This is a genomic window from Flavitalea sp. (genome assembly GCF_035489435.1).
Classification (GTDB): Bacteria; Bacteroidota; Bacteroidia; order Chitinophagales; family Chitinophagaceae; genus DATHKG01.
Genome location: NZ_DATHKG010000049.1, coordinates 1 through 24104, shown reverse-complemented (window position 1 = coordinate 24104; position 24104 = coordinate 1). Strand labels below are relative to the sequence as shown.

Sequence of the window (24104 nt, the reverse complement as noted above, 5' to 3'; positions counted from 1 at the left end):
ATGGATTTTGGCAAGCGTTTTTCCAATAACCGGATAGCTGGTAACTTTGATTCAGAGACCGGTAACACATCAATGTCATTTTAATTTCTGCAATGCCGATAATGTCAATGCCGGTTATTGCAATAAGTGAATGGTGAATTTGTTAAATTAGTCGCATATCTCCCTAAGTGAACGAGATTAGAACGTGCAGGATGGGCCTGAGGTTGGTTTGATTGCCACCTTCGATTCCTGCCCGGAGTTACCGAAGCCGATCAGGGCCCAACAGCAACCAGCGCTACAAGCATACCTAAAAAAGCCGATCAGGGAACAAAAGCCGATCGGAGACAAGAACCACCAGCGGTATGAACAATGGTATTAACCAGGAATCACAGTGGCAAATCAAACCAACCGAAAGGCCCATCCGGCGAAGGGAAGAACCGAGTGAACGCCCTGAACGCGCATAATCAGCAATATTAATAATCACAGACAAAATTCGCAGCGAAATGAACAACATACCACATAATCAAAACATAAAGTGAGAAATAATATGAATCAACGTTGCAATAAAACGTTTCAACTTCATCGGTTCTACATGTAACTTCCATGCTTAGCCAAAAAATTTATTGCATGAGAAAAATTTGTATTTCTGTTTCATTAATTGCGTTGAGTATGCTCACGTTCGGTCAGGAAAAAATTGATCAGGACATGATGCAAAAAATAAGGGCCGAAGGATTGAACAATTCAAAGGTCATGGATATTGTTTTCCAGCTTACAGATGTAAACGGACCGCGTTTAATGAATTCGCCGGGTTATCTGAAAGCCGCTAACTATGCCAAAACAACTTTAGCAGGCTATGGTCTTGAAAACTCAAAACTCGAATCCTGGGGCGAATGGGGTAAAGGATGGGAGCTGCAAAAATCTTATGTTGCAATGACTGCGCCTTATTACCGCCCCCTGATTGCATTTCCAAAAACATGGACAGGCAGCACAAACGGTTTACAAACTGGCGAATTATTGCTTCTCACAGCAAAAACGCCTGAAGAATTAAAAGCATTTGAAGGGAAGCTAAAAGGAAAGATCATTATATTTCCAAGGACCGATACATTGATTCCAACTTATACTTCCGATGCATCACGTTTTACCAGCGAACAATTGCAGACGATGGCCGATTATGATCCAAAGTCTGCACCAACCAGGGCGCCGGGTAATTTCCGCCAGGCCCAGGGCGGAGGAACAGGTATCAACCTGATCACATTAAAAGAAATGGCTGCTAAAGAAGGTGCCATCGCAATTATCAGTACAACCCCACGCGGTCGCGATGGAACATTGTTTGTACAGGGAGGAGGCGCTTATTCAGCAGCAGCCCCTGCAAATTTCCTGGATATCGTGGTTGCTTTCGAGGAATACATGAGTCTTTACAGGCTTGCAGCTGCTAATGTTCCTGTAAAACTGGAATTGGATGTGAAGTCAAGATTCACCAATGAAGACACCAAAGGTTATAATGTGATAGCGGAAATCAAGGGTACAGACAAAAATCTTAAAGACGAGATTGTGATGCTCGGTGGTCACCTTGACTCATGGCACGCTTCACATGGAGCTACCGATAATGCGGCTGGCTGCGCCGTGATGATGGAAGCTGTCCGGATCCTCAAAACCCTGGGCGTTAAACCAAGGAGAACAATACGTATTGCCCTTTGGGGTGGTGAAGAGCAGGGTCTGCACGGTTCCCGTAATTACGTAAAAAATCATTTCACTGATACAACCCTTAACCCACGCAGGTTTAATAAAGAAGGTGATAAGGTTTCGGGATATTTCAATCTTGATAATGGAACAGGGAAGATCAGGGGAATATACACACAGGGCAACGCAGGCGTAAAAGACATATTCAAACAATGGTTAACACCATTCAACGATCTAGGCGCTACAACCGTAACCCTGCAAAACACGGGTGGTACTGATCACCAGGCTTTTGATGGCGTTTTTATTCCAGGTTTCCAGTTCATCCAGGATCCTGTAGAATATAATACAAGGACACATCACACAAATATGGATGGGTACGACCATTTACAGGCTGATGATTTGAAACAGGCTGCCACCATTATTGCAGCCTTTGTTTATAATACGGCACAAAGGGATGAAAAGTTGCCAAGAAAACCATTTCAGTAATTGGTACACAGCATCCTAAAATCCTATAAATCATTTTCAATTCTTGTTTATCTGGTGCTCAACCGATAATTTTGCCCAACTTAAATTTTACAATCAATGGCAAGACAAATTGCATATCGGGAAGCACTGCGTGAAGCGATGAATGAAGAGATGAGAAGGGATGATCGCGTGTTTCTTATGGGAGAAGAAGTTGCCGAATACAACGGTGCTTACAAAGTTAGCCAGGGTATGCTGGATGAATTTGGTCCAAAACGAGTTATAGATACTCCAATTTCAGAGTTGGGTTTTACAGGCATCGCGGTTGGTGCAGCTCAAAATGGCCTACGTCCGATTGTCGAATACATGACCTGGAACTTTGCGGCTCTGGCCTTAGATCAAATTTTAAATACCGCTTCTAAAATGCTGGCAATGAGCGGCGGACAAGTTGGTTGTCCTATTGTTTTTCGCGGTCCAAACGGATCAGCTGGTCAGCTTGGCGCCCAGCACTCCACAGCATTTGAAAGCTATTATGCTAATATACCTGGATTGAAAGTAATATCGGTTTCAAATCCATATGACGCCAAGGGGCTTCTTAAAGCAGCTATTCGTGACGACGATCCTGTAATTTTCATGGAAGCGGAACTGATGTATGGTGAAAAAGGTGAAGTACCGGAAGAAGAATACATTATACCGATAGGAAAGGCCGATGTAAAAAGACCAGGAACTGATGTTACGATTGTTTCATGGAATAAGATGATGAAGGTAGCTCTGGGGGCAGCGATGGAACTGGAAAAAGAAGGGATCAGTGCGGAAGTGATCGATCTAAGGACTATTCGTCCACTCGACTGGATGACAATCCTTGAAAGTGTAAAAAAAACCAACAGGTTGGTAATTGTTGAAGAACAGTGGCCGTTCGCATCTATCTCATCTGAAATCACATACCAGATACAGAAAGAAGGATTTGATTACCTGGATGCACCGATCCGCCGGATCACTGCGGCTGATGCTCCTTTGCACTATGCTCCAAACCTGGTTGCCCTTGCACTTCCGGATGTCGCGCGTACAGTTAAGATGGTTAAAGAGGTGACGTACCAGAAGAAGTAAACTTAAAAATGCATCTTACAAATGCATCGGTTCAAAAAGTATTTTCTACTTAATTAATAATGATTTTTGAAATGATCCCGGAACATCTTTGTTTCGGGATTTTTTTTTTGGGCAAAAAGAAACCGGAAGCATCTGCTTCCGGCTGGTCAATATCTTTCGCTGCTATTCAAATATTTTTACTGCATTTACAAACACCATAAGGACCGCATAAACAAGGCCCAAAGTGAGTCCTCCTAAAAGCGCTAGCTTAACAATTGTTCTACTTACAACAGGAGTGGATTCAATTTGTAGTTGTGTTTTCATAGGTGATACTTTTTGAGGTGTTGGATAATTGTTTTTACATGGATACAAGTCTAAATTAAATCACATTGCCCAAAACTGCAAGTCCAAACCGAAGATTCTGCCGATTAATTTTATCGAACAACCATTTTCTTTATAATATTGACTGATTATCAATCAATAATGAATGCATATTAATATTTAAAATTAAGTCATTTCAATCCATTTTTAGCCGTTTATCGGTATATACTGGTGACTGTCATTTTGTATTTAGCCCTGATTTCGTTCCCTGTTGAACCCGTTTACCGAAATATACTGGCGATTATCATTCTGTTTTCACCAATCAACAACCGATCCTGACGACGATTACCAGTGCATCAACTGTGTAATGTTAAAACTCCATTCGGGGGTTGTTATTACTGTTGAATTTAAATCAACTATATACCAGGGTGAAATATCCTTAAGCAGGGGATTTTTCAGAATATGAACTGATTGGGCAGGCATGAAGCTTTGTGCAATCATATAGATTTTTTGTCCTGACTTGTTTTCTGCTACATCCATCACAGTCACCGCATGCCCAGGAAACCCACCTTTAATTAATATATCTCCTGGCAGGATCTGTTTAAAATCAGCTACAGGTTTCAGTTGCCGCGAAAGTGAACTGGTGCCGCAATAACTATAAACTTTTTCAAGAAAAAGTTCAAAGACCGCTGAACCGGGTTCAGCCGGACATTGATACCTTTTCCCCGCATTATCAATGAAACATATTTCACTCCGCCGACCGGTACTGACAAGATATTCAGCCCTAAGCCTCATTACTGCATCAGCGCACTGTTGCAGATCTTTTTTACCAACAGATATCTCCAACACCGCGTATTGGGCATCCTGGTTATACTTTTTTGTTCCATCATAGAGATACACGGTATTATCGCCTTTCAACCTGATTTTTCTCAACCAGGAGCCAAAGGATTGCGGGCCGGTTTCAATCCTTCTGTAACCAGGCGGTAATGGAATATCCGTGACATGCTCAAATAAAGTATTATTTTGCGACGGCAAATCCGCGGCGTCTTTGTTTTGTGAACGGATTATCCCGTTAATACAGAGCGGTAGCAGGATTGCGAGCATCATCGTAATTTGCATAAAATCGGTTTAGGGGCTTCGGTAAATACGCGAATACCTGAACTGAGATGGTACTGATTAGTTAATCCACGCAAAAGACTGTTAAAATTATATGTCGAATATTCTGATTATTGATGATGAAAAAGCGATTCGCAAGACCCTAACTGAGATTTTGTCTTATGAAGGGTACAAAATTGAGGAAGCGGGCGATGGAGAAGAGGGGTTGAAGAAATTCCGTGATAAAAGTTATGATGTAGTGCTTTGTGATATCAAAATGCCAAAACTCGATGGCCTGGAATTTCTTGATAAAGCCCGGGAAGCAAATCCTGATGTGCCTGTGATCATGATTTCTGGTCATGGAACAATCGAGACCGCTGTGGAAGCGGTCAAAAAAGGGGCATACGATTATATCTCCAAACCCCCTGATCTGAACCGCCTGTTGATCACTATCCGCAACGCAATGGATAAAACCAACCTGGTTGCGGAAGCAAAAGTGTTGAAGAGAAAGGTTAGCAAGGTGGAAGAAATGATAGGTGAATCAAGCCCGATTACCAAAATAAAAGATACAATTGACAAGGTCGGCCCCACAGAAGCCAGGATCCTCGTGACCGGCGAAAACGGGGTTGGTAAAGAGCTCGTCGCAAGGTGGGTACACGAAAAAAGCAACAGGGCGACAGGGCCACTGATTGAAGTGAATTGCGCAGCAATACCGAGCGAGTTAATAGAAAGCGAATTATTTGGACATGAGAAAGGTTCATTTACTTCCGCAGTTAAGCAAAGGATAGGCAAGTTTGAGCAGGCGCATGGTGGCACTTTATTCCTCGATGAAATAGGTGATATGAGTTTAAGTGCACAGGCCAAGGTTTTACGTGCGCTCCAGGAAGGTAAGATCACAAGGGTAGGGGGCGATAAGGATATTAGTGTTGATGTTCGCGTGATCGCGGCAACGAACAAAGACTTATTAAAAGAAGTGGACGAGAAAAATTTTCGCCTCGATTTATATCATCGTCTTAGCGTAATTATCATCCATGTGCCTTCACTGAATGATCGCCGGGATGACATTCCATTGCTGGTCGACAAATTCCTAACCGATATCTGCACCGACTATGGGATTGCAAAAAAAGGAATTGATAAAGATGCAATCGACACTTTGAAGCAACATAACTGGACCGGGAATATACGTGAGCTAAGAAATGTAGTAGAAAGGTTGATCATACTTTCAGGTAAAACCATCGCCGCGGAAGATGTTCGTTCATACGTATTGCCAAATAACCAGGGATCTTAAAACCTCCCGCTTAGGGTATAAATAAGAATGGACGATATAACAATTGTTAATGCTGATCGTTTATATTAAGAGTGCCTGCCGATCATTTACATTTGGAGCGCTAAAATATCAATTGTTAATTCCGATTTGTGAAAAAGACCTTGGATCATATTTATTGCCTAAGCGGACTGGGCGCGGATCAACGCATCTTCAAAAATCTGGCAATTCCGCAAACGAATTTGCTGCCACTGGGCTGGGTTCTGCCCCAACAAAAATCAGAAGGCCTTAACGAATATGCAAGAAGGCTCGCAGTTAATATCAAACATGAACAACCGGTTCTGATGGGGGTGTCATTCGGGGGTATGATGGCAATTGAAATTGCAAAGCTTATTCCCGTAAAAGCGGTTATCCTTATCTCGTCCATAAAATCAAGCCAGGAACTACCGTTCTGGATGAAATTCTTTGGTAAATGCAAAGCAGAATACCTGCTGCCTTCTGTACCATTAAAATCAATCAAACCACTCAGTGCGATCAGGCCTATCCAGAATTATTTCCTTGGAGCCGATACTGCTGAAACAATTGCGATTGCGAATGAATTCCGGGATAATGTTGATCCATTGTATCTCAAATGGTCGTTGCGAAATATCTTCAACTGGAAAAATGAATGGAGCCCGCCGCAAATTTTTCACATACACGGCGACAAAGACAAATTATTCCCCATCAGCAAAGTGAAGCCAACCCATGTAATTAAGAATGGTGGCCACTTTATGGTGATGAGTCATTTTGATGAAATAAACAAAATCGTTGCTGAAATTTGCTCAGGTCTTAATAATCCAACACCGTTCAGAACTTAATAACCCAACACTTGAAATTACTTCATTGAAGATTCCACATCAATCCTGCGATTGACAAAGGAAAGTAATTCCCTGGTTGAGTTGAGTATCGTTACGTTAACTGGCTTGAAACTTAGTATACAGACATGAGTGCCTCCAAAAGAAAATTCCTTATCAGCAAGTTGTTGAGAGAATTCAGTAACAAACCGGTCGATATTGCAATTCACGAGATTCGTGATAAGATAAAAATATAGTTCTGTTACCGGCTGCCTTGAACAATATTGAAATACGAGTTCAGTATCGGTATTTGCACCAAGATAAATAACAGGCACTTTTCTTTTCTTGAGCAGATACCACATGAAAAGAAGTGGTATTTCATGAAATTCATTTTTAGGCGCAAAAAGAAGCACTTTGAACTGCTGCTCTCAAACCCTGAGGGTATGGGCCTTAATTCCGCTTAAATTCTCTATATCACGAATAGAAAAATGATTCATATCAACTGTAACAATTTGTAAGTTATTACAACTAACAAGCTTAGCGGAATATTGTTTTTTGCAAATACGCCGTTAATACATAGTTTGTTTGCCTGTATTTATGGTATTTTTGCCCGAATTTTAAAACCCTGAGAATGAGTTTTTCTGATCTTTCTGTTCTTGTTCTGATTTCCCTATTACTAGTTTTATTACCTGCTCCCGGTTTGGCCGCCATGTTTAAAAAAGCCGGAATTCCATCATGGAAAGCCTGGATCCCGTTTTATAATACCTGGGAAATGCACAATGCTACCGGACTTCGTAAACATTGGTTTTTCTGGCAGTTTATACCTGTGGTAGGATGGTTCATTACCCTTTGGATATTTGTGGAATGGGCAAAGTTATTTGGCAAATTTAAATTATGGGAGCATGCCGCAACTGTGCTAGTGCCATTTCTTTATTTTCCCTATGTTGGTTATAACAAAGATGACCGCTTTTTAGGCCGAGAAGTTGTTAAAAAACACCGTAAATCAGCATCCCGCGAATGGATCGATGCCGCGGTTTTCGCAATCGTTGCTGCCACGCTTATCCGGACCTTCGTTTTTGAAGCTTATGTTATTCCGACCGGATCAATGGAAAAAACGCTGTTAATTAATGACTTCCTTTTTGTAAGCAAACTGACCTACGGACCAAGGATTCCCAACACCCCCCTTGCAGTCCCGTTTGTGCATCACACAGTTCCATATCTCAACACTAAATCATATACCGAAATAATTAAGATTCCTTATACCCGCTGGTTCGAAAAAAAGGTAGACAGGAACGATGTAGTGGTGTTTAACTTTCCCGCAGGTGATACTCTGACGAAAGAATTTGATTCAAAATTTCCATATTATGATATGGTCAGAGCATATGGGCGGGATAAGGTTTGGGAAGATTATACCGTAACCACGCGCCCGGTTGACAAGAGAGAAAATTATATCAAGCGTTGCGTTGGCATCGCCGGAGACACTATTGAAATAAGAGAAGGGATACTTTATGTAAATGGACAGGCTGCATTTGTATCGCCCACACAGGCTACCTATTACGTTGTTGAAACAAATAATGTAAGACTTGATGAGGATGTATTAAGAGAAGCAGGAGTACATCTTAACCAGGACGATGAGTCTCCTGATTTCGTTAATCGCCAGGGTTATTCTTATATGATCAATCTCACAAATCCTGAAGTGGAAATCGTAAAAAAGATACAGGGTGTTACAAGCGTGAAAAGAGATATTATCAACAACTACGGAGACACCTATCCGAATGATACTACCTATTTCAACTGGTCAATTGATAATTTCGGAAGACTCTGGGTACCAAAAAAAGGTGCTACTATTCAACTCACTCCTCCAAATATCCTCCTATACAAACGGGCAATCCAGGTTTATGAAAATAACAAATGGGAAGAAAGGGATGGTAAAATCTTCATTAATGGTGCACCGGCTGACAATTATACTTTCAAGATGAATTATTTCTGGATGATGGGAGATAACAGGCACAAATCACAGGACAGCCGTTTTTGGGGATTTGTTCCTGAAGACCATATAGTTGGTGGAGCCTGGCTAATCTGGATGAGTTGGGATAAGGGACCCAGATGGAACAGGATCTTTAAAAGAATTCACTAAAACATTGTAATAAAATATTGTAATAAATTAATATCAAAACGGCTGGAACATTTTTCCGGCCGTTTTGTTTAATGGTTTACATTTAACCATCCTGAAATTGTACTGCCCATGAAAAAAACTCAACAAATCCTGAATTTTGAAGAATATGATTCAATAGATCAGCTGAATGCCGGCGATGCGAACCTTTTGAACGAAGCCAGGGCGGCTACCGCTGATGCCTATGCGCCATACTCTAATTTTAAGGTAGGAGCGGCAGCTTTGCTGGAGAACGGTTTAGTTGTGCGGGCTTCCAACCAGGAAAATGCTTCATATCCTGTTGGAATTTGTGCTGAAAGAGTTTTACTTGCCACTGTAGCCACCCAACACATTAACATGCCGGTTTCAGCCATTGCTATCAGTTATAATAATGTAAATGGAGAAAGTGACCATCCGATTGCTCCCTGCGGAATGTGCCGTCAAAGCCTGGCCGAATTTGAATCGCGGACGATGCGACCGATCAGGCTGATACTTGGAGGAATGGAAGGAAAGGTATTGGTTATACCTGAGGCCAGTGGGCTCCTGCCACTCGCATTTGATAAAACTGAACTGGACAAAAAGGTTTAACCACGCAACAGATCAGTTAAGCTAAACGAAGAAAAGCTTTACCAAGTGAAGATATCAGATCTGATGCAATTAAGGACTCCTTGCCTATAGTCTCTGCAGCAATGTCTCCCGCCAGGCCATGCAGATACACGCCTAAGATAGCTGCATCCCCTGGTTCGTATTTCTGGGCAAGCAATCCCGTGATAATGCCTGTCAATGTATCGCCTGTACCACCCGTAGCCATACCGGAATTACCAGTGGTATTGAAATAACTTTGTTCCGGAGTTGCAATTAATGTAAAATGTCCCTTCAGTATAATTATGAGATTTAATAATCTGGCCTGCTTTGCTGCGGTTTCAGTTCTTTCAAAATCATTTTCACTTTTGCCAAACAGTCTTTCAAATTCTTTAGGATGTGGAGTCAGAATTGAACCTGCTGGCAATCTTTGTAGTAGTTCTTTATTGGCTGAGAGCATGTTTAGTGCATCTGCATCAATTACCATTGGTTTAGAATAATTACTGATCAGCGCTTTTAGCAATTCTAATGTGGCAGCTTCCTGTCCCAGTCCGGGTCCTATTCCAATACTGGCATACCGACCCGTTTCATCATTTAGTCTGGTAGTAAAATTTTCTTCTTCGTCGGTTTCGGTCATGGCTTCAGGGCTGGCAACCTGCATAATCCCATAACCGCAACGGGGCACATGTACGGTGCATAAACCTGTGCCTGATCTTAAGCAGGCATTGGTCGCCAGGACAGCTGCACCCATTTTACCATAACTGCCGGCAATGATCAAAGCATGTCCATAACTGCCTTTGTGTCCAAAGTCTTTCCGGGGTTTGTAGATACTTTTAATAATGGCGATATCGACAAGTTGTTTATCGCTTTGAGTATTATTAACAAAACCCGGGTGCAGGCCAATATTAAGAATATGAATTTCTCCGCAGGCATCTCCGTTTTCAGCCATTAAGAATGCAAGTTTATATTGCTGAAAAGTCAGTGTATGTTTGGCAATCACATGAGGATGGCCCGTTGAAGCAGCATCGGCTGAAATGCCGCTGGGAATATCAATTGAGATAATTTCACATCCTGAATTATTAATATGCTCAATAACCCTTGCATTGAGATCTGTTGGTTTGCGGTTAAGACCTGATCCAAAAATAGCATCAATAATAATTTCATCTTTTGGAACGGGATGTATTCCCTCATCCGTTGAAATAAAACGTATAACCGTATTGGTTGTATGAAGAGATGCAAGGTTCTGTTGAAAGTCAGCGGTTCCTTTGTGACCGAATTCCAGTATGTATACAACAACAGCCTGCCCGTTTTGAGAAAGCATACGTGCGATTGCGAGACCATCACCACCATTATTACCTTTCCCACAAAAAATACTGAAATTCAGTTTGCCGTAACCTTTCCCGATCAACCAGGTGAAACAGGCCAGCGCTGCACGTTCCATCAGATCGATAGAACTCACTGGCTCATTCTCTATAGTATACTCGTCCCAATGGTGAATCTGCGAAGCCGAAAAGATTTGCATAAACCGATCTGATTATATTGCGTCGCTGTTAAAAAACAAGAAACAAATCTATCGATTATAAGAATCCCTGCATATAAATTTACTAAACTGGCAGGTTAAGCAACCCGCGCTAATGCAGCGGTATCATCAACCATGAATTATCTCAAAGTAATAGCGTCGGTTTTTTCCGAATCGTCATGGAAATAGTTGCCAAAAATATCTGCCATATCCTTGGTTTTGTAGATCATTTTAGAATCGTTATTACAAAATGCGATGATGGCAACATTTTCATCAATTAAACGATAAAACGCAGTCCGGTTACCATGCCACCAGCCATTATGGTATATAACTTTTTTACCGTTTTTAAGCAATAACATTCTCCATCCCAAACCATAATTGTGGGTTCCGGGTTTTTCAAAACTATAAGGGGAGTAAGCGGAATCGAGGAGCAGTTTATTTACAAATTTTCCAGAGTTAAGTGCCTGGTCAAATTTGAGCATATCGCGGGCGGTACTATAGATATTTTTGTCGCCATATACCAGGTCCAGGAAATCGAATGCGTATTGCCTGCCATTGTGAAAGTAGGAGGGCAACGAGCGGGCACTGTCTGCAGTTGTATATGCGTAGGTGTCTTTCATTCCAAGTGGCTGAAAAAGATTTACATGCAGGTATTGACCATAACTTTGCCCACTTACTTTTTCAATAAGGAGGGCGAGCAAGGCATAGTTTGTATTTGAATAACTGAATCTCCGGTCAGCGGCACCAATATCGATATCATTGTGACGGGCTACAATAAAATCAAACACATCCTGGTTAGTGATAGCTCTTTTCTTATCCCATCCTAATCTTTCCATATAATGGACATAATTAGGCAAACCGCTGCGATGATTTAGCAGACTTTTTACAGTAACATCAGGCAGGGGAAATTGAGGAAGATAAACGGAGAGAGGGTCAGTTACCCGGATTTTTCCTTCGTCCACCAGTTTGAGCACTGCCATCGCCGTAATGGTTTTTGAGACGGAAGCAAGGTGAAAAGGTGTCGTGGGTGTAATTGAATCCTTATGTGACCTCGGATTCCTGAAGCCGCTGTACATCTCATAAATAATTTCGCCGTTTTTGGCTACCAGCAGGCTTCCGTTCAAACGTCCGTTTCCGAAAAGTTTTTCAGCAAATTCTTTACTTGCGTTTGAATACCTCCGGAATTCTTCAGGGGACAGGGAGGAGGAATGAGTAGCAATAGCAACACCTGTCAGGGTACTTTCACTGATCTGAGCTTTATCTTTATCCTGGCCACAGGCAGCCATTATCACCATAAATGGTATACACCTCAACAAGTTTTTCAAAAGGACCGTTTTATTCAGGTTAGTAATAGGTCAAAATTAAAGCAATCACCTTTCTTTTATCCAGTGAATGGCGTTTAAATTGAATATTTAAAATGTTTTATTCCAAATTTTAATGATAAATGATTAGTTTCTAACAAAACCTTAAAGATAAATGTTAAGAAACTCCACATATAGCAACCTTCGATCCAATCTGTTTTTCCATTCCGGTTTTTAGATCCATATTTGCAAATACCATCAGAAAACTTAACGCAAAAACAGATCAGGGCAATATGAACGACAAAAAAAATACCAGTTATCCCAAAGAAAAAATAAACATACTTTTTCTTGAAAATATAAGTGATACAGCAGTAAAACAGTTAAAAGACGCGGGTTATAGTTCGGTTCGCAAGCTAAATGGCGCACTTTCGGAAGAGCAGCTCATCAAAGAAGTAAAAGACGTGCATCTGCTTGGCATCAGGTCCAAGACTCAGATTACGGCTAACGTGCTCAAGGCTGCCAATAAATTGCAGGCGATCGGCTGTTTCTGCATCGGCGTGAACCAGGTTGACTTGAAAACTGCTACCAAACTGGGAATAACGGTATTTAATGCGCCGTATTCCAATACCCGGTCTGTAGCGGAGCTGGTGATTGGCCTGTCGATTATGCTGATCAGGCGAATACCCGACAAAAATAAGGCTGCCCATGACGGAATTTGGATGAAAGAAGCCAAAGGGAGTTATGAATTAAGAGGAAAAACGCTGGGTATTATCGGCTATGGCAATATTGGCTCACAAGCGAGCGTGCTAGCAGAGGCTTTAGGAATGAAAGTGATATTTTATGATGTGGTAACCAGGCTGCCCCTGGGGAACGCTGAGCCAAAAAAGTCTTTGAAAGATGTGTTGGCGGAAGCTGACATAATAACCCTCCATGTTCCGGATACGGCATCTACCAAAAATCTTATAAATAAAACGAATCTTAAATATTTCAAAAAAGGTTCAATCCTGATCAATTACGCCCGCGGGGAAGTGGTTGATCTCGAAGCACTGAGAAAAGCCCTGCTCGACGGTCAATTATCCGGGGCTGCCATTGATGTTTTTCCATGGGAACCCGAAAAAAACGGGGATCGTTTTCAAACGCCATTACAGGATTTACCGAATGTAATTTTAACACCACATATCGGAGGTTCTACTGAAGAGGCACAGCAAAATATTGGTCAGGATGTGAGCAATAAATTATATGAGTATCTTGAAATGGGAATAACTATCGGTTCTCATTCTGTTCCGCCGTTGAGTATGCCAAGGCAGGAGGGTGCACACCGCATTCTGCATATTCATAAAAATGTACCTGGTGTACTCTCAGAAATAAATACACAGTTATCAAAACATAATATAAACATATTGGCCCAGTACCTTAAAACCAATGATGAAATAGGATATGTGGTACTGGATCTTGACAACGAACTTTCAACAGAAGCATTCGAATTATTGAAAAAGGTAAAAGAAACCATTAAGGTCAGGTTATTGTATTAAAAGGGTAAGTTTAAACGTGCGTGTATGTCACAGGAAATGATAACCTCTCTGCAGGAGGCGCTAAATGTTTCACCGGATAATATCCCGTTGAGATTACATTTAGCAGAAATTCTTCTTACTGAAAAAATGTATACTGAAGCTGCCCGTGAGTTCAGAGAAGTCTTAAGCAGGAATTATGGCAATCTGAAAGCAAGCCATGGTCTTGCAGAAGCATATTTCCATTTGCAAAAATATTCAGCTGCAATCGTCATCTACGAAGAGTTAGGGAATAGTCTCCAGATGAATTCCATGATCCACTATATAAAATGTCTTGTAAGGGAACATTCATTTGAGGCGGCCCAGGAACTATATCAACGGGTATTGGCATTAAATCCTGGTTTTCGTGATGAAGAGATCGATGCTGCATTGAGAATGCCTGGTGGAAATAACCTTTCAGAAGATTTTGACTTTAATGATGAAGATGAATTTGGGGATGACAGCAAGTATTTCCTTGAAAAGCCTTCCATCAATTTTTCTGATGTCGGTGGAATGAAACGTGTGAAAAATGAAATAGCTCTCAAAATCATTCAGCCTTTAAAGAACCCGGATCTGTATAAAGCTTTCGGGAAAAAAATTGGTGGTGGAATTTTGCTCTATGGTCCGCCGGGATGCGGAAAAACTTTTATTGCCAAAGCCACAGCTGGTGAGATTAATGCAAAATTTATCAATATAGGCTTGCATGATATACTTGACATGTGGATAGGTAACAGTGAAAAAAATCTGCATGAGATTTTTAACGTTGCCCGCAGAAACACCCCTTGTGTTTTGTTCTTTGACGAAGTGGATGCGATTGGGGCCAGTCGTAATGATCTGCGTCAATCCGCCATGCGGCATGTTATCAACCAGTTTCTTGCCGAACTTGATGGCGTAAACTCAGACAATGAAGGAATCCTTATACTGGCGGCTACCAATGCACCCTGGAGCGTAGATGCAGCATTCAGGCGACCAGGACGATTCGACCGTATCATTTTTGTTGAACCGCCGGACGAAAATGCAAGGGTAGATATTATTAATACTATGCTCCGGGAAAAACCTGTGGCAGAAATCGATACAAAAAAAATTGCGCGGGAAACGGATCAGTATTCGGGTGCAGATCTGAAAGCACTGATCGATCTTGCAGTCGAAGATAAACTGGAGGCTTCTATGGCCAGCGGAAAATTGGAACCCATTACCACAAAAGATATTCTCAAAGCAATCAGGTCACATAAAGCAAGTACTCTTGAATGGCTCGCCTCTGCAAGAAACTATGCACTTTATGCAAACGAATCCGGTTTGTATGATGAAATTTTGAAGTATCTGAAAATTAAAAAGTAAGATTTAGGAAATATGGAGGATATCAATCCAAACATACAACGCGCCCATATTTTGCTGGAACAGGGAAGACCAAGGGACGCCGAAAAGCAGTTAACCGAGGCTTTACAATCTGATCCGGAAAATCACTATGTGCTTTCACTACTTGCAAAATGCAAACTTGACCTGAGAGAGTTTGATGGTGCAACTGCTTTGATTGAATCTGCCATAAAGCAAGCTCCAACCGAAGATTATTATTTTTACCTGTATGCATTTACAAATTATCAGCAGGATAAAAATGGTAAAGCACTCATCCATCTTCAAAAAGCCTGTGCATTAAATCCCTATGCTTCCGCTTATTTTGGTTTATGGGCCATGATCCTTATCGAGGAAAAACAATTTGAAGCAGCCCTGGTAAAAGCAGATGAAGGTCTGGCCCTGGATGCAGAAGAACTCACCTGTCTGAATGCAAGGGCTACTGCGCTAAACAAACTAAAGCGGGTAGACGATGCAGTAATTACCATGCATCATGCCTTGAAACAGGATCCTACAAACGAATTTACCCATACAACAGTCGGTTGGAACTATCTTGAGAAAGGTAAACATCGCGATGCTGTTGATCATTTCAAAGAAGCTCTAAGACTTAATCCAACGCTCGAGTCTGCGCGTACCGGGCTTAAAGAAGCACTTAAATCCAAGGTTGCTCCTTACAGATGGTTGCTGAAATATAATTTCTGGATAACGAATAAGAGTAAGAATGCAAGATGGATTGTTCCTATTTCCGTATTTGTAGCTGTCAGAATTTTTGCCGGGGCTTCGTCCACAGGCAATGGCAACTGGAAGATAGTTGGTGGTATTGTGTTGGGTCTTTACCTGCTACTTGTAATCACAAGCTGGGTAATCAACCCGCTGGCAAACTTCTTCCTGCTTTTTGATAAGGATGGAAAATATGCTGTGTCAAACAATGAAAAATGGAATGCCCTTTCTTTTACCGGGGCTATTGTATTGGGACTGATGGTAGTGATCGCATCAATATTTATGACATCGCAAAATGATCAAAGCAATGGTCTTCTGACGGCCGGGCTAATACTAATGTCTGTTGCCATTCCGCTTGGTCATATGAGATATCCCTGGAAGTTTAAAGGATCAAATTTTTTGCAATGGTATTCAATGGCACTGGTGATAACCGGATTTATTACAGCGATTTTCTGTTCATTCAGCAATGAATCCCTTCCTGCTTTTGCTGCAGTTTACCTATTGGGCTTTGCTGCTTATATGTGGGTACACGCTTTTTCAAGACGTTGAAATTGCCGGTTAAACAATATTTTATTTCGTAGTTGTTTAAGTATTACCAGATGGCCACAAAATCAAAATTCCTGACTGCCGAATGGCGCAAACTCATAATGGCAAATTATGATGTCGATCCCTCAATCCTTGAAAAGTTCCTACCCTATAAAACAGTGTTGGACTCATTCAATGGAAAATGTTATGTCAGTCTTGTTGGGTTTAGGTTTCAAAATACCAGGATACTAAATCTGAGTGTTCCTTTTCATACCGATTTTCCGGAGATCAACCTGCGTTTTTATGTCAGGTTTAAAGAAGGCAATGAATGGAAGAGGGGAGTGGTATTTTTGAAAGAAATTGTCCCCAAACCAACCATAAGTTTTGTTGCTAATCTGATTTATAAGGAAAAATATATAAGTCTGCCGGTCAGGCACAGCGAAGAATTCAATGAAGATAGCCTGAAGATAAGCTATGAATGGAAGTTCCGTAACCATTGGCAAAAACTTTCAGTAAAGACATCACCAAATTCAATTCCACTGGTCCCCGGGTCTGAAGAAGAATTTATCACTGAACATTTCTGGGGTTATTCAAATATTAATAAGCATACAACCGGTGAGTATGAAGTTGCTCATCCGCTTTGGGAAATTTATCCTGTAACTGGGTTTGAGATAAACTGCAATTTTAAAGATCTTTATGGAAGTGAATTTGCTGGTCTTGACACAATGGAGCCTCAATCCGTATTTCTTGCTGAAGGTTCAAAAATCATTGTCTACAAAAAGAAACTGATCAGCCATTAGGATTTGAATCAATTTCTACAAAAAGAAACGGATCAGCCATTAGGATTTGACTTCGAAGATTGGTAATAACCTTTAGGCCTAAGTCAGACAGATGAAACAAATTGAATTCTAACGGATACTTAATTTCTTAAGGATCTTTGATGCCCGGCTTTTGAATGCGGGTGATTCAGTTTCAAATCCCGATTCAATGACCATTTTTAGTTCATCCCTGATCCCAGGATAACGTTCACTTAAATTATCCAGTATTGTTAGCGCATTTGCTTTCACAGCGGGCGGTTCTTTACCTGAGATTATGATTTCAAAACATACATTCATTAAGGCACCATGCAACGCAGGCGGGATGGTAACAAATTGCAATATCCTGAGTGTATTTCGTTTTACTGCGTAGTCAGTATTTTTGTTTTGAATGTAATTTACCAGGTCTTTTATATGTGGCTTTATAAGCTCCGGATGTAACCTGCTTACTTCGCTGGCTATCCACGCAGCTCTCGGGGCGAGCCTTCTGTTTTCACTAAATATGAAAGATATCAACTCCCCAAAAAGCTGTTTATTTATACCAATTAGCGCTACAGCTTTTGCAGTATTCTCTTTTGAATGCCTTTCAGGAATAAAAATTTTCAGATTCACCTGAGCTTAATTATATTAATTGCCGGATGTGTTAAAAATTTTACATAAGCTTATCAAAACATTTCTTCTTGCTTTAACTTCACGCCTTTGTTTGTTTACAAATTAACTCAAAAAAATCAAGTTGATCTTAAGATTCATATTGGTGTTTATCACGTTGGCTATAATCACCTCCTGTAGCCAAAAGAAAAATGCAGTTGTTTTTCAAACTGATTTTGGTTTGAAAGATGGAGCAGTAAGTGAAATGAAAGCCATTGCCTTTGGAATAGATTCCAGGCTGGCTTTGTATGATCTTACTCATGAAATACCTGTTTATAATACGTGGGAAGCAGCTTATCGTTTGTTGCAGACTGCTGTATACTGGCCGGCCGGAACTGTATTTGTTTCCGTAGTTGATCCCGGTGTTGGAACCATGAGAAGGTCCGTTGTGATGCGTAGCAAGACCGGGCATTATTTCGTTACGCCCGATAATGGAACACTTCAGTTCGTTGCAACATCTCTGGGAATTGATGAGATCAGGGAAATTGATGAAAAAACAAACCGTCGTGATAATTCCTCTCATTCATACACGTTTCATGGCAGGGATGTATACGCTTTCACGGGGGCAAGACTTGCGGCCGGAGTGATTTCTTTTGAAGAAGTCGGCCGGCGTTTACCCGATTCCGTTGTAAGTTTCTCTTTCCAGGAGCCAAGTCTACAGGGTGACAGTATTCTCGGCAATATTCCGGTACTTGATCCACAGTTTGGTAACATCTGGACCAACATCCCAGATTCTCTTTTCAAAAAACTGAACCTTAAGGTGGGAGAAGATGTTATGGTAACTATTCTGATTGACACAAGCATAATGTTCCAGGGAACGGTTCCCATGGTCAATACTTTTGGCGAAGTTCCACAAGGCACTCCACTTGCATATATGAATAGCCTGATGAATTTTTCACTTGCGATCAATGAAGCCAGCTTTGCCGATTCATTTAAGATTGCAAGTGGGCCACTTTGGAACGTTCATATTTCCAGAAGTTCCAAATTCAATACTTTTGCGCCTCGACCATAAAATTAGTTAAGCATGCCCGTTTTTAATGATTCATTTAGTATTCCTGTTTCTCTTCCTGGCAAATCAACGCTTCCATTAAATGGTTTGAAAATTCTTGCAGGGGATATCGGTGGAACAAAAACAAATCTCGCCTTGTTTCATGCCACCCGCAACAAACTTGAACTTATTAAAGAGGAAAGATTCGCATCCCCGGATTATAATTCAGTGGCAGTGATGATAAAAGATTTCCTCGCTGCTTCGGGGGAGAGCGTACCGGACAGGATCTGTCTTGGTGTCGCCGGCCCGGTAATAGACGGCAAGGCTGAACTGACTAATCTCAACTGGGTACTTGACAGTGATGACCTGATGAAAACTTTCCCGGTCGAAAATGTGTCAATGATTAATGACCTCGAAGCAATAGCTTATGGACTATCAAACCTGGGCGCCGAAGAGTTGTTGGTTGTGCGCGAAGGTAATCCGCTGGCCCGTGGGAACATGACCATTATAGCACCAGGTACAGGGCTGGGCGAAGCGGGCCTTTTCTGGGATGGGAAATATTATCATCCTTTCCCCACAGAAGGCGGACATTGTGATTTTTCGCCCAGAACCGAAGAGGATTTTCAACTCACCCGGTACCTGCAAAAAGAATATGGAATCGTGAGCTGGGAAAAACTTGTATCCGGTCCTGCCATTTATGATATATATAAATTCCTGGATCAACATCGTGCGAATGCAGTTCCGGCCTGGCTTACCGAAGGCCTGAAAAGCGATGATCCATCGGCCATTATAAGCACTGCAGCCGAAGACGATAAGGACGCTGTCTGCATACATACAATGGAATTGTTTGTCAGGTACCTGGCCAGGGAATCTGCTAACCTGGTGCTGAAAATGAAGGCTATAGGCGGGCTTTTCCTGGGAGGCGGTATTCCGCCTAAAATCAGTCCTTTGCTAGATAGATATAATTTTTTCGAGCATTTCATGGATTGTGACCGCATGCATCACCTGCTGGAAGAAGTGCCCATTTATCTGATCCGTGATGATAGGACAGGGTTAAATGGAGCTGCATCTTTTGGGGCTTACGGCGTCCACTAACACCCATAATCCTCGTTTACACAATATTCCAGGTGGTTATTCTTGTTAACAAAAAGCCAAAGTGAACGTGATATTTCGGCTTACTGTCTGCAAATTTGCCTACTGCCTGCAAAAGACAATAAAAGCACAGTAAATTAGCCCCGGTTGGCATTCTTTTATTGCTGATTAATGATATTATAATTTTTCATTCATTCAATATTGGCGTTGCAGGGCGACATTTGTCCGGATATTATCAAATTATTAAGATGAAGTTTGTATTTGCTCTTTTGTTACAATTAGGTTTTGTATTGGTTGCCTCAGCGCAGGATGGAGCGATGAACTCTTCACAGGGATTGAATACCGCAGGCGGTAAGTTTATTGGAAAAATCGTTGATGGAAAAACCAACAAAGGAGTTGAAGCCGCATCGGTCCAATTATTTCAAAAAAACTCCGGCAAATTGGCAGGAGGCATGCTGACAAAGCCGAATGGTGATTTTAGTCTCGGAAACCTTTCACCCAAAGACAGTTTTCGGTTAGTCATTACCGCTATAGGATTTAAAGAGCAGGAACTTGTAATATTTTTTACTTTGGCACCGGATAAACCTGCTATTAAGGACCTGGGCAATATCAAATTAGAGCAGGAATCGCAATTCCTCGGAGCGGTTACAGTTACTGCGCAAAAACCTGCGCTGACAATGGATATAGACAGAAAAGTTTTTAATGCCGACCGTGCAATTACAGCTGCCGGGGGAACAGCTGTTGATCTGATGAAGAATATACCTTCGGTAACCGTAGATGTTGAGGGTAATGTTCAATTAAGAAATGCATCTCCGCAGATATTTGTAGACGGCCGTCCAACCATTCTCACCCTGGATCAGATTCCTGCTGATAACATCGACCGGGTAGAATTGATTACAAATCCCTCTGCAAAATTTGATGCAGCAAGTAGCGGAGGTATTATCAACGTAGTACTGAAAAAAAATAAAAGAATAGGCCTTAATGGCAGCGCTTCTGCCGGCGTAGGATCTCCCGGCATTCTTAATGGAAACCTAACGCTAAATCTACGGGAAGGAAAGTTCAATTTTTTTGCAAGCGGAAACTATAATCAATCCGGGGGAAAGGCTAAAGGTGAAACATTTCGCCAGAATAAGAGCCAGGGAGTGATCCAGGATTATTTTAACCAAAATTCGCTGAACGAAAGAGAAAGAAAATTCAGATCTGTAAGGTTTGGCCTGGATTATTTCCTCGATAACAGGAATACGATCACAGTTACCCAAAACTTTGTGCGGGGAAACTTTAGTTCACATGAAGATCAGCAGCAGGAATACCTTGATGTTAACCAGGAACTAATAAGATATGGAGACCGGACCGCAGATGGTAACGCGCAATTTAACAGGAGCAACACGCAGTTGCTTTACAAACATAATTTTGCCAGGGAAGGGAAAGAACTGAGTGCAGATATTAGTTACAATACCGGGAAAAGTAATGACAATTCTTCTATCATTAATAATTATTACAAGACTGATGGATCCATTTACCAGGATGCTAACGTGGTTCGTAATTTTGGAAATAATAACAATGATCAGCTGACTATGCAGTTGGATTTTGTTAACCCAATCTCCGAAACACAAAAATGGGAGGTTGGTTTAAGGTCATTTTTTAATAATTACAATAGCGTGTTCAATGCATATTCGGTTGAGAGTTCAGGGGTCGAAACAAAGTTGCCATTAAGTAATAATTACGATTACCGCGAAAACGTGAATGCTGCATATGCTACCTTTTCAGGAGCCGTTAAAAAAGTGAAATATCAATTGGGATTAAGAACAGAACTATCCAGGTTTGATGGAGAATTAGTTGACAGTGCTCAGAAATTTGGCTATCAATATCCGAAGACAATAAAGAATATCTGGGATGCATTATTTCCAAGCATTTTCCTGACAAAAGAACTGGCGGAGGGCCATGAGCTGCAGGTGAATTATTCACGGCGAATCAGGCGACCTAATTTCTGGCAGTTGAATCCTTTTGTCGATATCAGCGATCCGGTAAATTTAAGACAGGGAAATCCTGCACTTCGCCCTGAATTTGTGAATTCATTTGAGATTAACTATAACAGAACTTATAATAGCGGCAGTTTCCTGGCAGTATTGTATTACCGGAACAACCCGGCAGATATCACTGAATACAGTGATACAATCAGTGCTGAACAATTCGAAAAATTAAATAATGCTGCCGTAGATCCAAATGCTATCCTGAACACTTTTGTTAATGCCCAAAGTAATAACCGTGTGGGCGCTGAGTTTACCTTGCAGCAAAGGATCGGAGACAATTTCGACTTCACACCAAGTATTAACATGCAATACCGCAAAGTAAACGCGGTGATAAATAATCTCGATCTCAGCAATGATGGCTTCAACTGGGAAGCCAAGTTAATTGCTAACTATAGAATTGCTACAGAAAATTCATCATTGTTCAATAAACTTAGTTTTCAGTTAACCGGGGAATATGAATCCCCGGAAGTGATCCCACAAGGGAAAAGAAAAGAACAGTATAATGTAGATATGGCACTCAGGAAGGAATTCCTGAAAAATAACAAAGCGGCCTTGACTTTCAGTGTTAACGATGTATTCAACACCAGGCGGTTTGGAACTATTTATGACACTGAGCAATTCTACCAGGACTCATATCGCAGATGGAATGTCAGGAGCTTTAGACTTACTTTTACATATAAATTTGGAAGCTCAGAGTTTACATTGTTCCCAAAAAAGAACAATGAAAGACGTGACGACGAAAACAATACAGCGCCCGACAATGGTTAGATCCTTCTTGATTGAACCAAATTATTTGGATGAAATCAAATTATGCCTTGAAATGAATGGACAAATATTATGACGAATAGCAGCAATATATTCTGACGAATAACAGCAATATATTATGACGAATAGCACCAACATATTCTGACGAATAATAGCAATATATTATGACGAATAGCAGCAACTCAATTATGGATGCTATCAGTATGAACCTCGCAATCAGGAATCGGAGGTCTGTATTCGTGAGCCAGTTTGATTCGAATCGAAAGATACCAGATGAAATCATAACTGAAATTTTACAAAATGCGAATTCAGCTCCGACACATAAACTAACGGAGCCCTGGCGATTTACAGTTTTTTCCGGCAAGGGATTAGATGTGTTGGGAGAGAAACAATCAGCAATTTATAAGCAAAATGCCGGGGACAGGTTTAAAGAAAACAAATATGAAAACCTGCTTAACACACCACGATTATGCTCACACGTAATTGCCATTGGTTGTAAAAGAAGTGTAGGTATTATTCCTGAACTGGAAGAAATAGCCGCAGTCAGTTGCGCCATTCAGAACATTTATCTTAGTCTTGATGCTTATGGTATTGGAGGTTATTGGAGCACTGGAGGAATAACTTTTATGAAACAGGCAAATGAACTGATCGGGCTGGGACCGGATGATATATTTATGGGTTTCTTTTTTCTTGGTTATGTCCAGGTGCCTTCAGTGCACCGATCACCATCATCTCTCGATGAAAAAGTTAATTGGGTCAGGGAGTAATTATTGATTTTGCGCGTTCATGGCGTTCACTCGGTTCTTCACTCCGCCGGATGGGCCTTTCGGTTGGTTTGATTTGCCACTGTGATTCCTGGTTAATACCATTGTTCATGCCGGTGGCTGTTGTTGTCTCCGATCGGCTTTTAGTTCCCTGATCGGCTTTTTCAGGTATTCATGTAGCGCTGGTTTCTGTTGGGCCCTGATCGGCTTCGGTAACTCCGAACAGGAATCGAAGGTGGCAATCAAACCAACCTCAGGCCCATCCTGCACGTTCTAATCTCGTTCACTTAGGGGGATATGCGACTTTTACAACAAAATTCAACATTCACTTATTGCAATAACCGGCATTGACATTATCGGCATTGCAGAGATTGAAATGAAATTGCTGTGTTACCGTTCTCTGAATTACTGTTGCCAGCTATCCGGTTATCGGAAAAACGCTTGCCAAAAATCCGTTTGCAACAATCTCTTAAACAATCTTAGCTACCGAAATTTCGGTTGTGCATCACTGCATTTGCATTCTTTTCATCTAATTCGCAAGCAATCTGCAACTCGCAAGCAATCTGGTTCCAGTGCATTAATAATA

The 24104-nt window shown here is 41.3% G+C and carries 19 protein-coding genes; 14 read left to right on the top strand and 5 right to left on the bottom strand.

Going from position 1 to position 24104, the window contains the following annotated elements:
• Positions 1-606 precede the first annotated feature (606 nt).
• Both VK664_RS07785 and VK664_RS07780 read left to right on the top strand, forming a co-directional pair.
• Positions 607-2145: a M20/M25/M40 family metallo-hydrolase gene (locus VK664_RS07785; RefSeq protein WP_461398071.1), complete on the top strand. Its 1539-nt coding sequence runs from the start codon at positions 607-609 to the stop codon at positions 2143-2145.
• 96 nt (positions 2146-2241) lie between these two features.
• On the top strand, positions 2242-3228 hold the full coding sequence (locus VK664_RS07780) for a pyruvate dehydrogenase complex E1 component subunit beta (protein ID WP_461398070.1): 987 nt from the start codon (positions 2242-2244) through the stop codon (positions 3226-3228).
• A gap of 645 nt (positions 3229-3873) precedes the next feature.
• On the opposite strand, the gene VK664_RS07775 is transcribed toward VK664_RS07780, so the two are convergent.
• The gene (locus VK664_RS07775) at positions 3874-4647 is read right to left on the bottom strand and encodes a DUF4846 domain-containing protein (protein WP_461398069.1); all 774 of its coding nucleotides are present in this window, start codon (positions 4645-4647) and stop codon (positions 3874-3876) included.
• A gap of 91 nt (positions 4648-4738) precedes the next feature.
• Here VK664_RS07775 and VK664_RS07770 point away from each other — a divergent pair, with 91 nt between their 5' ends.
• A complete protein-coding gene (locus tag VK664_RS07770; protein WP_461398068.1) occupies positions 4739-5911 on the top strand; it encodes a sigma-54-dependent transcriptional regulator in 1173 nt (390 codons plus the stop codon).
• 128 nt (positions 5912-6039) lie between these two features.
• A complete protein-coding gene (locus VK664_RS07765) occupies positions 6040-6744 on the top strand; it encodes an alpha/beta fold hydrolase (RefSeq protein WP_461398067.1) in 705 nt (234 codons plus the stop codon).
• 17 nt (positions 6745-6761) lie between these two features.
• On the opposite strand, the gene VK664_RS07760 is transcribed toward VK664_RS07765, so the two are convergent.
• Positions 6762-7082: a hypothetical protein gene (locus VK664_RS07760; RefSeq protein ID WP_461398066.1), complete on the bottom strand. Its 321-nt coding sequence runs from the start codon at positions 7080-7082 to the stop codon at positions 6762-6764.
• 269 nt (positions 7083-7351) lie between these two features.
• Here VK664_RS07760 and lepB point away from each other — a divergent pair, with 269 nt between their 5' ends.
• On the top strand, positions 7352-8857 hold the full coding sequence (gene lepB, locus VK664_RS07755; RefSeq protein WP_461398065.1) for a signal peptidase I: 1506 nt from the start codon (positions 7352-7354) through the stop codon (positions 8855-8857).
• Between the two features lie 108 nt (positions 8858-8965).
• Positions 8966-9460 (top strand): cytidine deaminase, encoded by a 495-nt coding sequence (locus VK664_RS07750; protein ID WP_461398064.1) that lies wholly within the window; start codon positions 8966-8968, stop codon positions 9458-9460.
• Between the two features lie 16 nt (positions 9461-9476).
• On the opposite strand, the gene VK664_RS07745 is transcribed toward VK664_RS07750, so the two are convergent.
• Both VK664_RS07745 and VK664_RS07740 read right to left on the bottom strand, forming a co-directional pair.
• Positions 9477-10976 (bottom strand): NAD(P)H-hydrate dehydratase, encoded by a 1500-nt coding sequence (locus VK664_RS07745; RefSeq protein WP_461398063.1) that lies wholly within the window; start codon positions 10974-10976, stop codon positions 9477-9479.
• A gap of 137 nt (positions 10977-11113) precedes the next feature.
• A complete protein-coding gene (locus tag VK664_RS07740; protein ID WP_461398062.1) occupies positions 11114-12298 on the bottom strand; it encodes a serine hydrolase domain-containing protein in 1185 nt (394 codons plus the stop codon).
• Positions 12299-12567: 269 nt separating this feature from the next.
• On the opposite strand from VK664_RS07740, the gene serA reads away from it, so the two are divergent.
• Genes serA through VK664_RS07720 form a run of 4 tightly spaced genes read left to right on the top strand, consistent with a single transcriptional unit; the run spans position 12568 to position 17216 of the window.
• Positions 12568-13806, top strand: coding sequence for a phosphoglycerate dehydrogenase (serA, locus tag VK664_RS07735; protein ID WP_461398061.1), 1239 nt, complete (start codon positions 12568-12570; stop codon positions 13804-13806).
• Positions 13807-13830: 24 nt separating this feature from the next.
• Positions 13831-15159: an ATP-binding protein gene (locus tag VK664_RS07730; protein ID WP_461398060.1), complete on the top strand. Its 1329-nt coding sequence runs from the start codon at positions 13831-13833 to the stop codon at positions 15157-15159.
• 12 nt (positions 15160-15171) lie between these two features.
• Complete coding sequence (locus tag VK664_RS07725) at positions 15172-16440, top strand: tetratricopeptide repeat protein (protein ID WP_461398059.1); 1269 nt, start codon at positions 15172-15174, stop codon at positions 16438-16440.
• 50 nt (positions 16441-16490) lie between these two features.
• Entirely contained in the window at positions 16491-17216 is a 726-nt protein-coding gene (locus VK664_RS07720; RefSeq protein ID WP_461398058.1) for a YqjF family protein, read from the top strand.
• A gap of 108 nt (positions 17217-17324) precedes the next feature.
• Here VK664_RS07720 and VK664_RS07715 read toward each other — a convergent pair whose 3' ends face one another.
• The gene (locus VK664_RS07715; RefSeq protein WP_461398057.1) at positions 17325-17843 is read right to left on the bottom strand and encodes a hypothetical protein; all 519 of its coding nucleotides are present in this window, start codon (positions 17841-17843) and stop codon (positions 17325-17327) included.
• A gap of 121 nt (positions 17844-17964) precedes the next feature.
• Here VK664_RS07715 and VK664_RS07710 point away from each other — a divergent pair, with 121 nt between their 5' ends.
• The 4 genes from VK664_RS07710 (at position 17965) to VK664_RS07695 (ending at position 23521) form a co-directional block, all read left to right on the top strand.
• Entirely contained in the window at positions 17965-18891 is a 927-nt protein-coding gene (locus tag VK664_RS07710) for an SAM hydrolase/SAM-dependent halogenase family protein (protein WP_461398056.1), read from the top strand.
• A 12-nt stretch (positions 18892-18903) separates the two neighbouring features.
• Positions 18904-19962: a glucokinase gene (glk, locus tag VK664_RS07705; protein WP_461398055.1), complete on the top strand. Its 1059-nt coding sequence runs from the start codon at positions 18904-18906 to the stop codon at positions 19960-19962.
• Between the two features lie 245 nt (positions 19963-20207).
• Positions 20208-22757 carry a TonB-dependent receptor gene (locus VK664_RS07700; RefSeq protein WP_461398054.1) on the top strand — a complete coding sequence of 850 codons (2550 nt, stop codon included), beginning with the start codon at positions 20208-20210 and terminating at the stop codon, positions 22755-22757.
• A gap of 161 nt (positions 22758-22918) precedes the next feature.
• On the top strand, positions 22919-23521 hold the full coding sequence (locus tag VK664_RS07695; RefSeq protein WP_461398053.1) for a nitroreductase family protein: 603 nt from the start codon (positions 22919-22921) through the stop codon (positions 23519-23521).
• The last annotated feature ends 583 nt before the right edge of the window (positions 23522-24104 follow it).

Bases quoted from the DNA above. Each gene is read 5' to 3' on its own strand.
- VK664_RS07750 (WP_461398064.1), top strand. From the start codon at position 8,966: ATGAAAAAAACTCAACAAATCCTGAATTTTGAAGAATATGATTCAATA.
- VK664_RS07785 (WP_461398071.1), top strand. From the start codon at position 607: ATGAGAAAAATTTGTATTTCTGTTTCATTAATTGCGTTGAGTATGCTC.
- VK664_RS07725 (WP_461398059.1), top strand. From the start codon at position 15,172: ATGGAGGATATCAATCCAAACATACAACGCGCCCATATTTTGCTGGAA.
- glk (WP_461398055.1), top strand. From the start codon at position 18,904: ATGCCCGTTTTTAATGATTCATTTAGTATTCCTGTTTCTCTTCCTGGC.
- VK664_RS07700 (WP_461398054.1), top strand. From the start codon at position 20,208: ATGAAGTTTGTATTTGCTCTTTTGTTACAATTAGGTTTTGTATTGGTT.
- VK664_RS07745 (WP_461398063.1), bottom strand. From the start codon at position 10,976: ATGCAAATCTTTTCGGCTTCGCAGATTCACCATTGGGACGAGTATACT.
- VK664_RS07770 (WP_461398068.1), top strand. From the start codon at position 4,739: ATGTCGAATATTCTGATTATTGATGATGAAAAAGCGATTCGCAAGACC.
- VK664_RS07730 (WP_461398060.1), top strand. From the start codon at position 13,831: ATGTCACAGGAAATGATAACCTCTCTGCAGGAGGCGCTAAATGTTTCA.
- serA (WP_461398061.1), top strand. From the start codon at position 12,568: ATGAACGACAAAAAAAATACCAGTTATCCCAAAGAAAAAATAAACATA.
- VK664_RS07780 (WP_461398070.1), top strand. From the start codon at position 2,242: ATGGCAAGACAAATTGCATATCGGGAAGCACTGCGTGAAGCGATGAAT.
- VK664_RS07720 (WP_461398058.1), top strand. From the start codon at position 16,491: ATGGCCACAAAATCAAAATTCCTGACTGCCGAATGGCGCAAACTCATA.
- VK664_RS07695 (WP_461398053.1), top strand. From the start codon at position 22,919: ATGACGAATAGCAGCAACTCAATTATGGATGCTATCAGTATGAACCTC.
- VK664_RS07760 (WP_461398066.1), bottom strand. From the start codon at position 7,082: ATGTGGTATCTGCTCAAGAAAAGAAAAGTGCCTGTTATTTATCTTGGT.
- lepB (WP_461398065.1), top strand. From the start codon at position 7,352: ATGAGTTTTTCTGATCTTTCTGTTCTTGTTCTGATTTCCCTATTACTA.
- VK664_RS07775 (WP_461398069.1), bottom strand. From the start codon at position 4,647: ATGCAAATTACGATGATGCTCGCAATCCTGCTACCGCTCTGTATTAAC.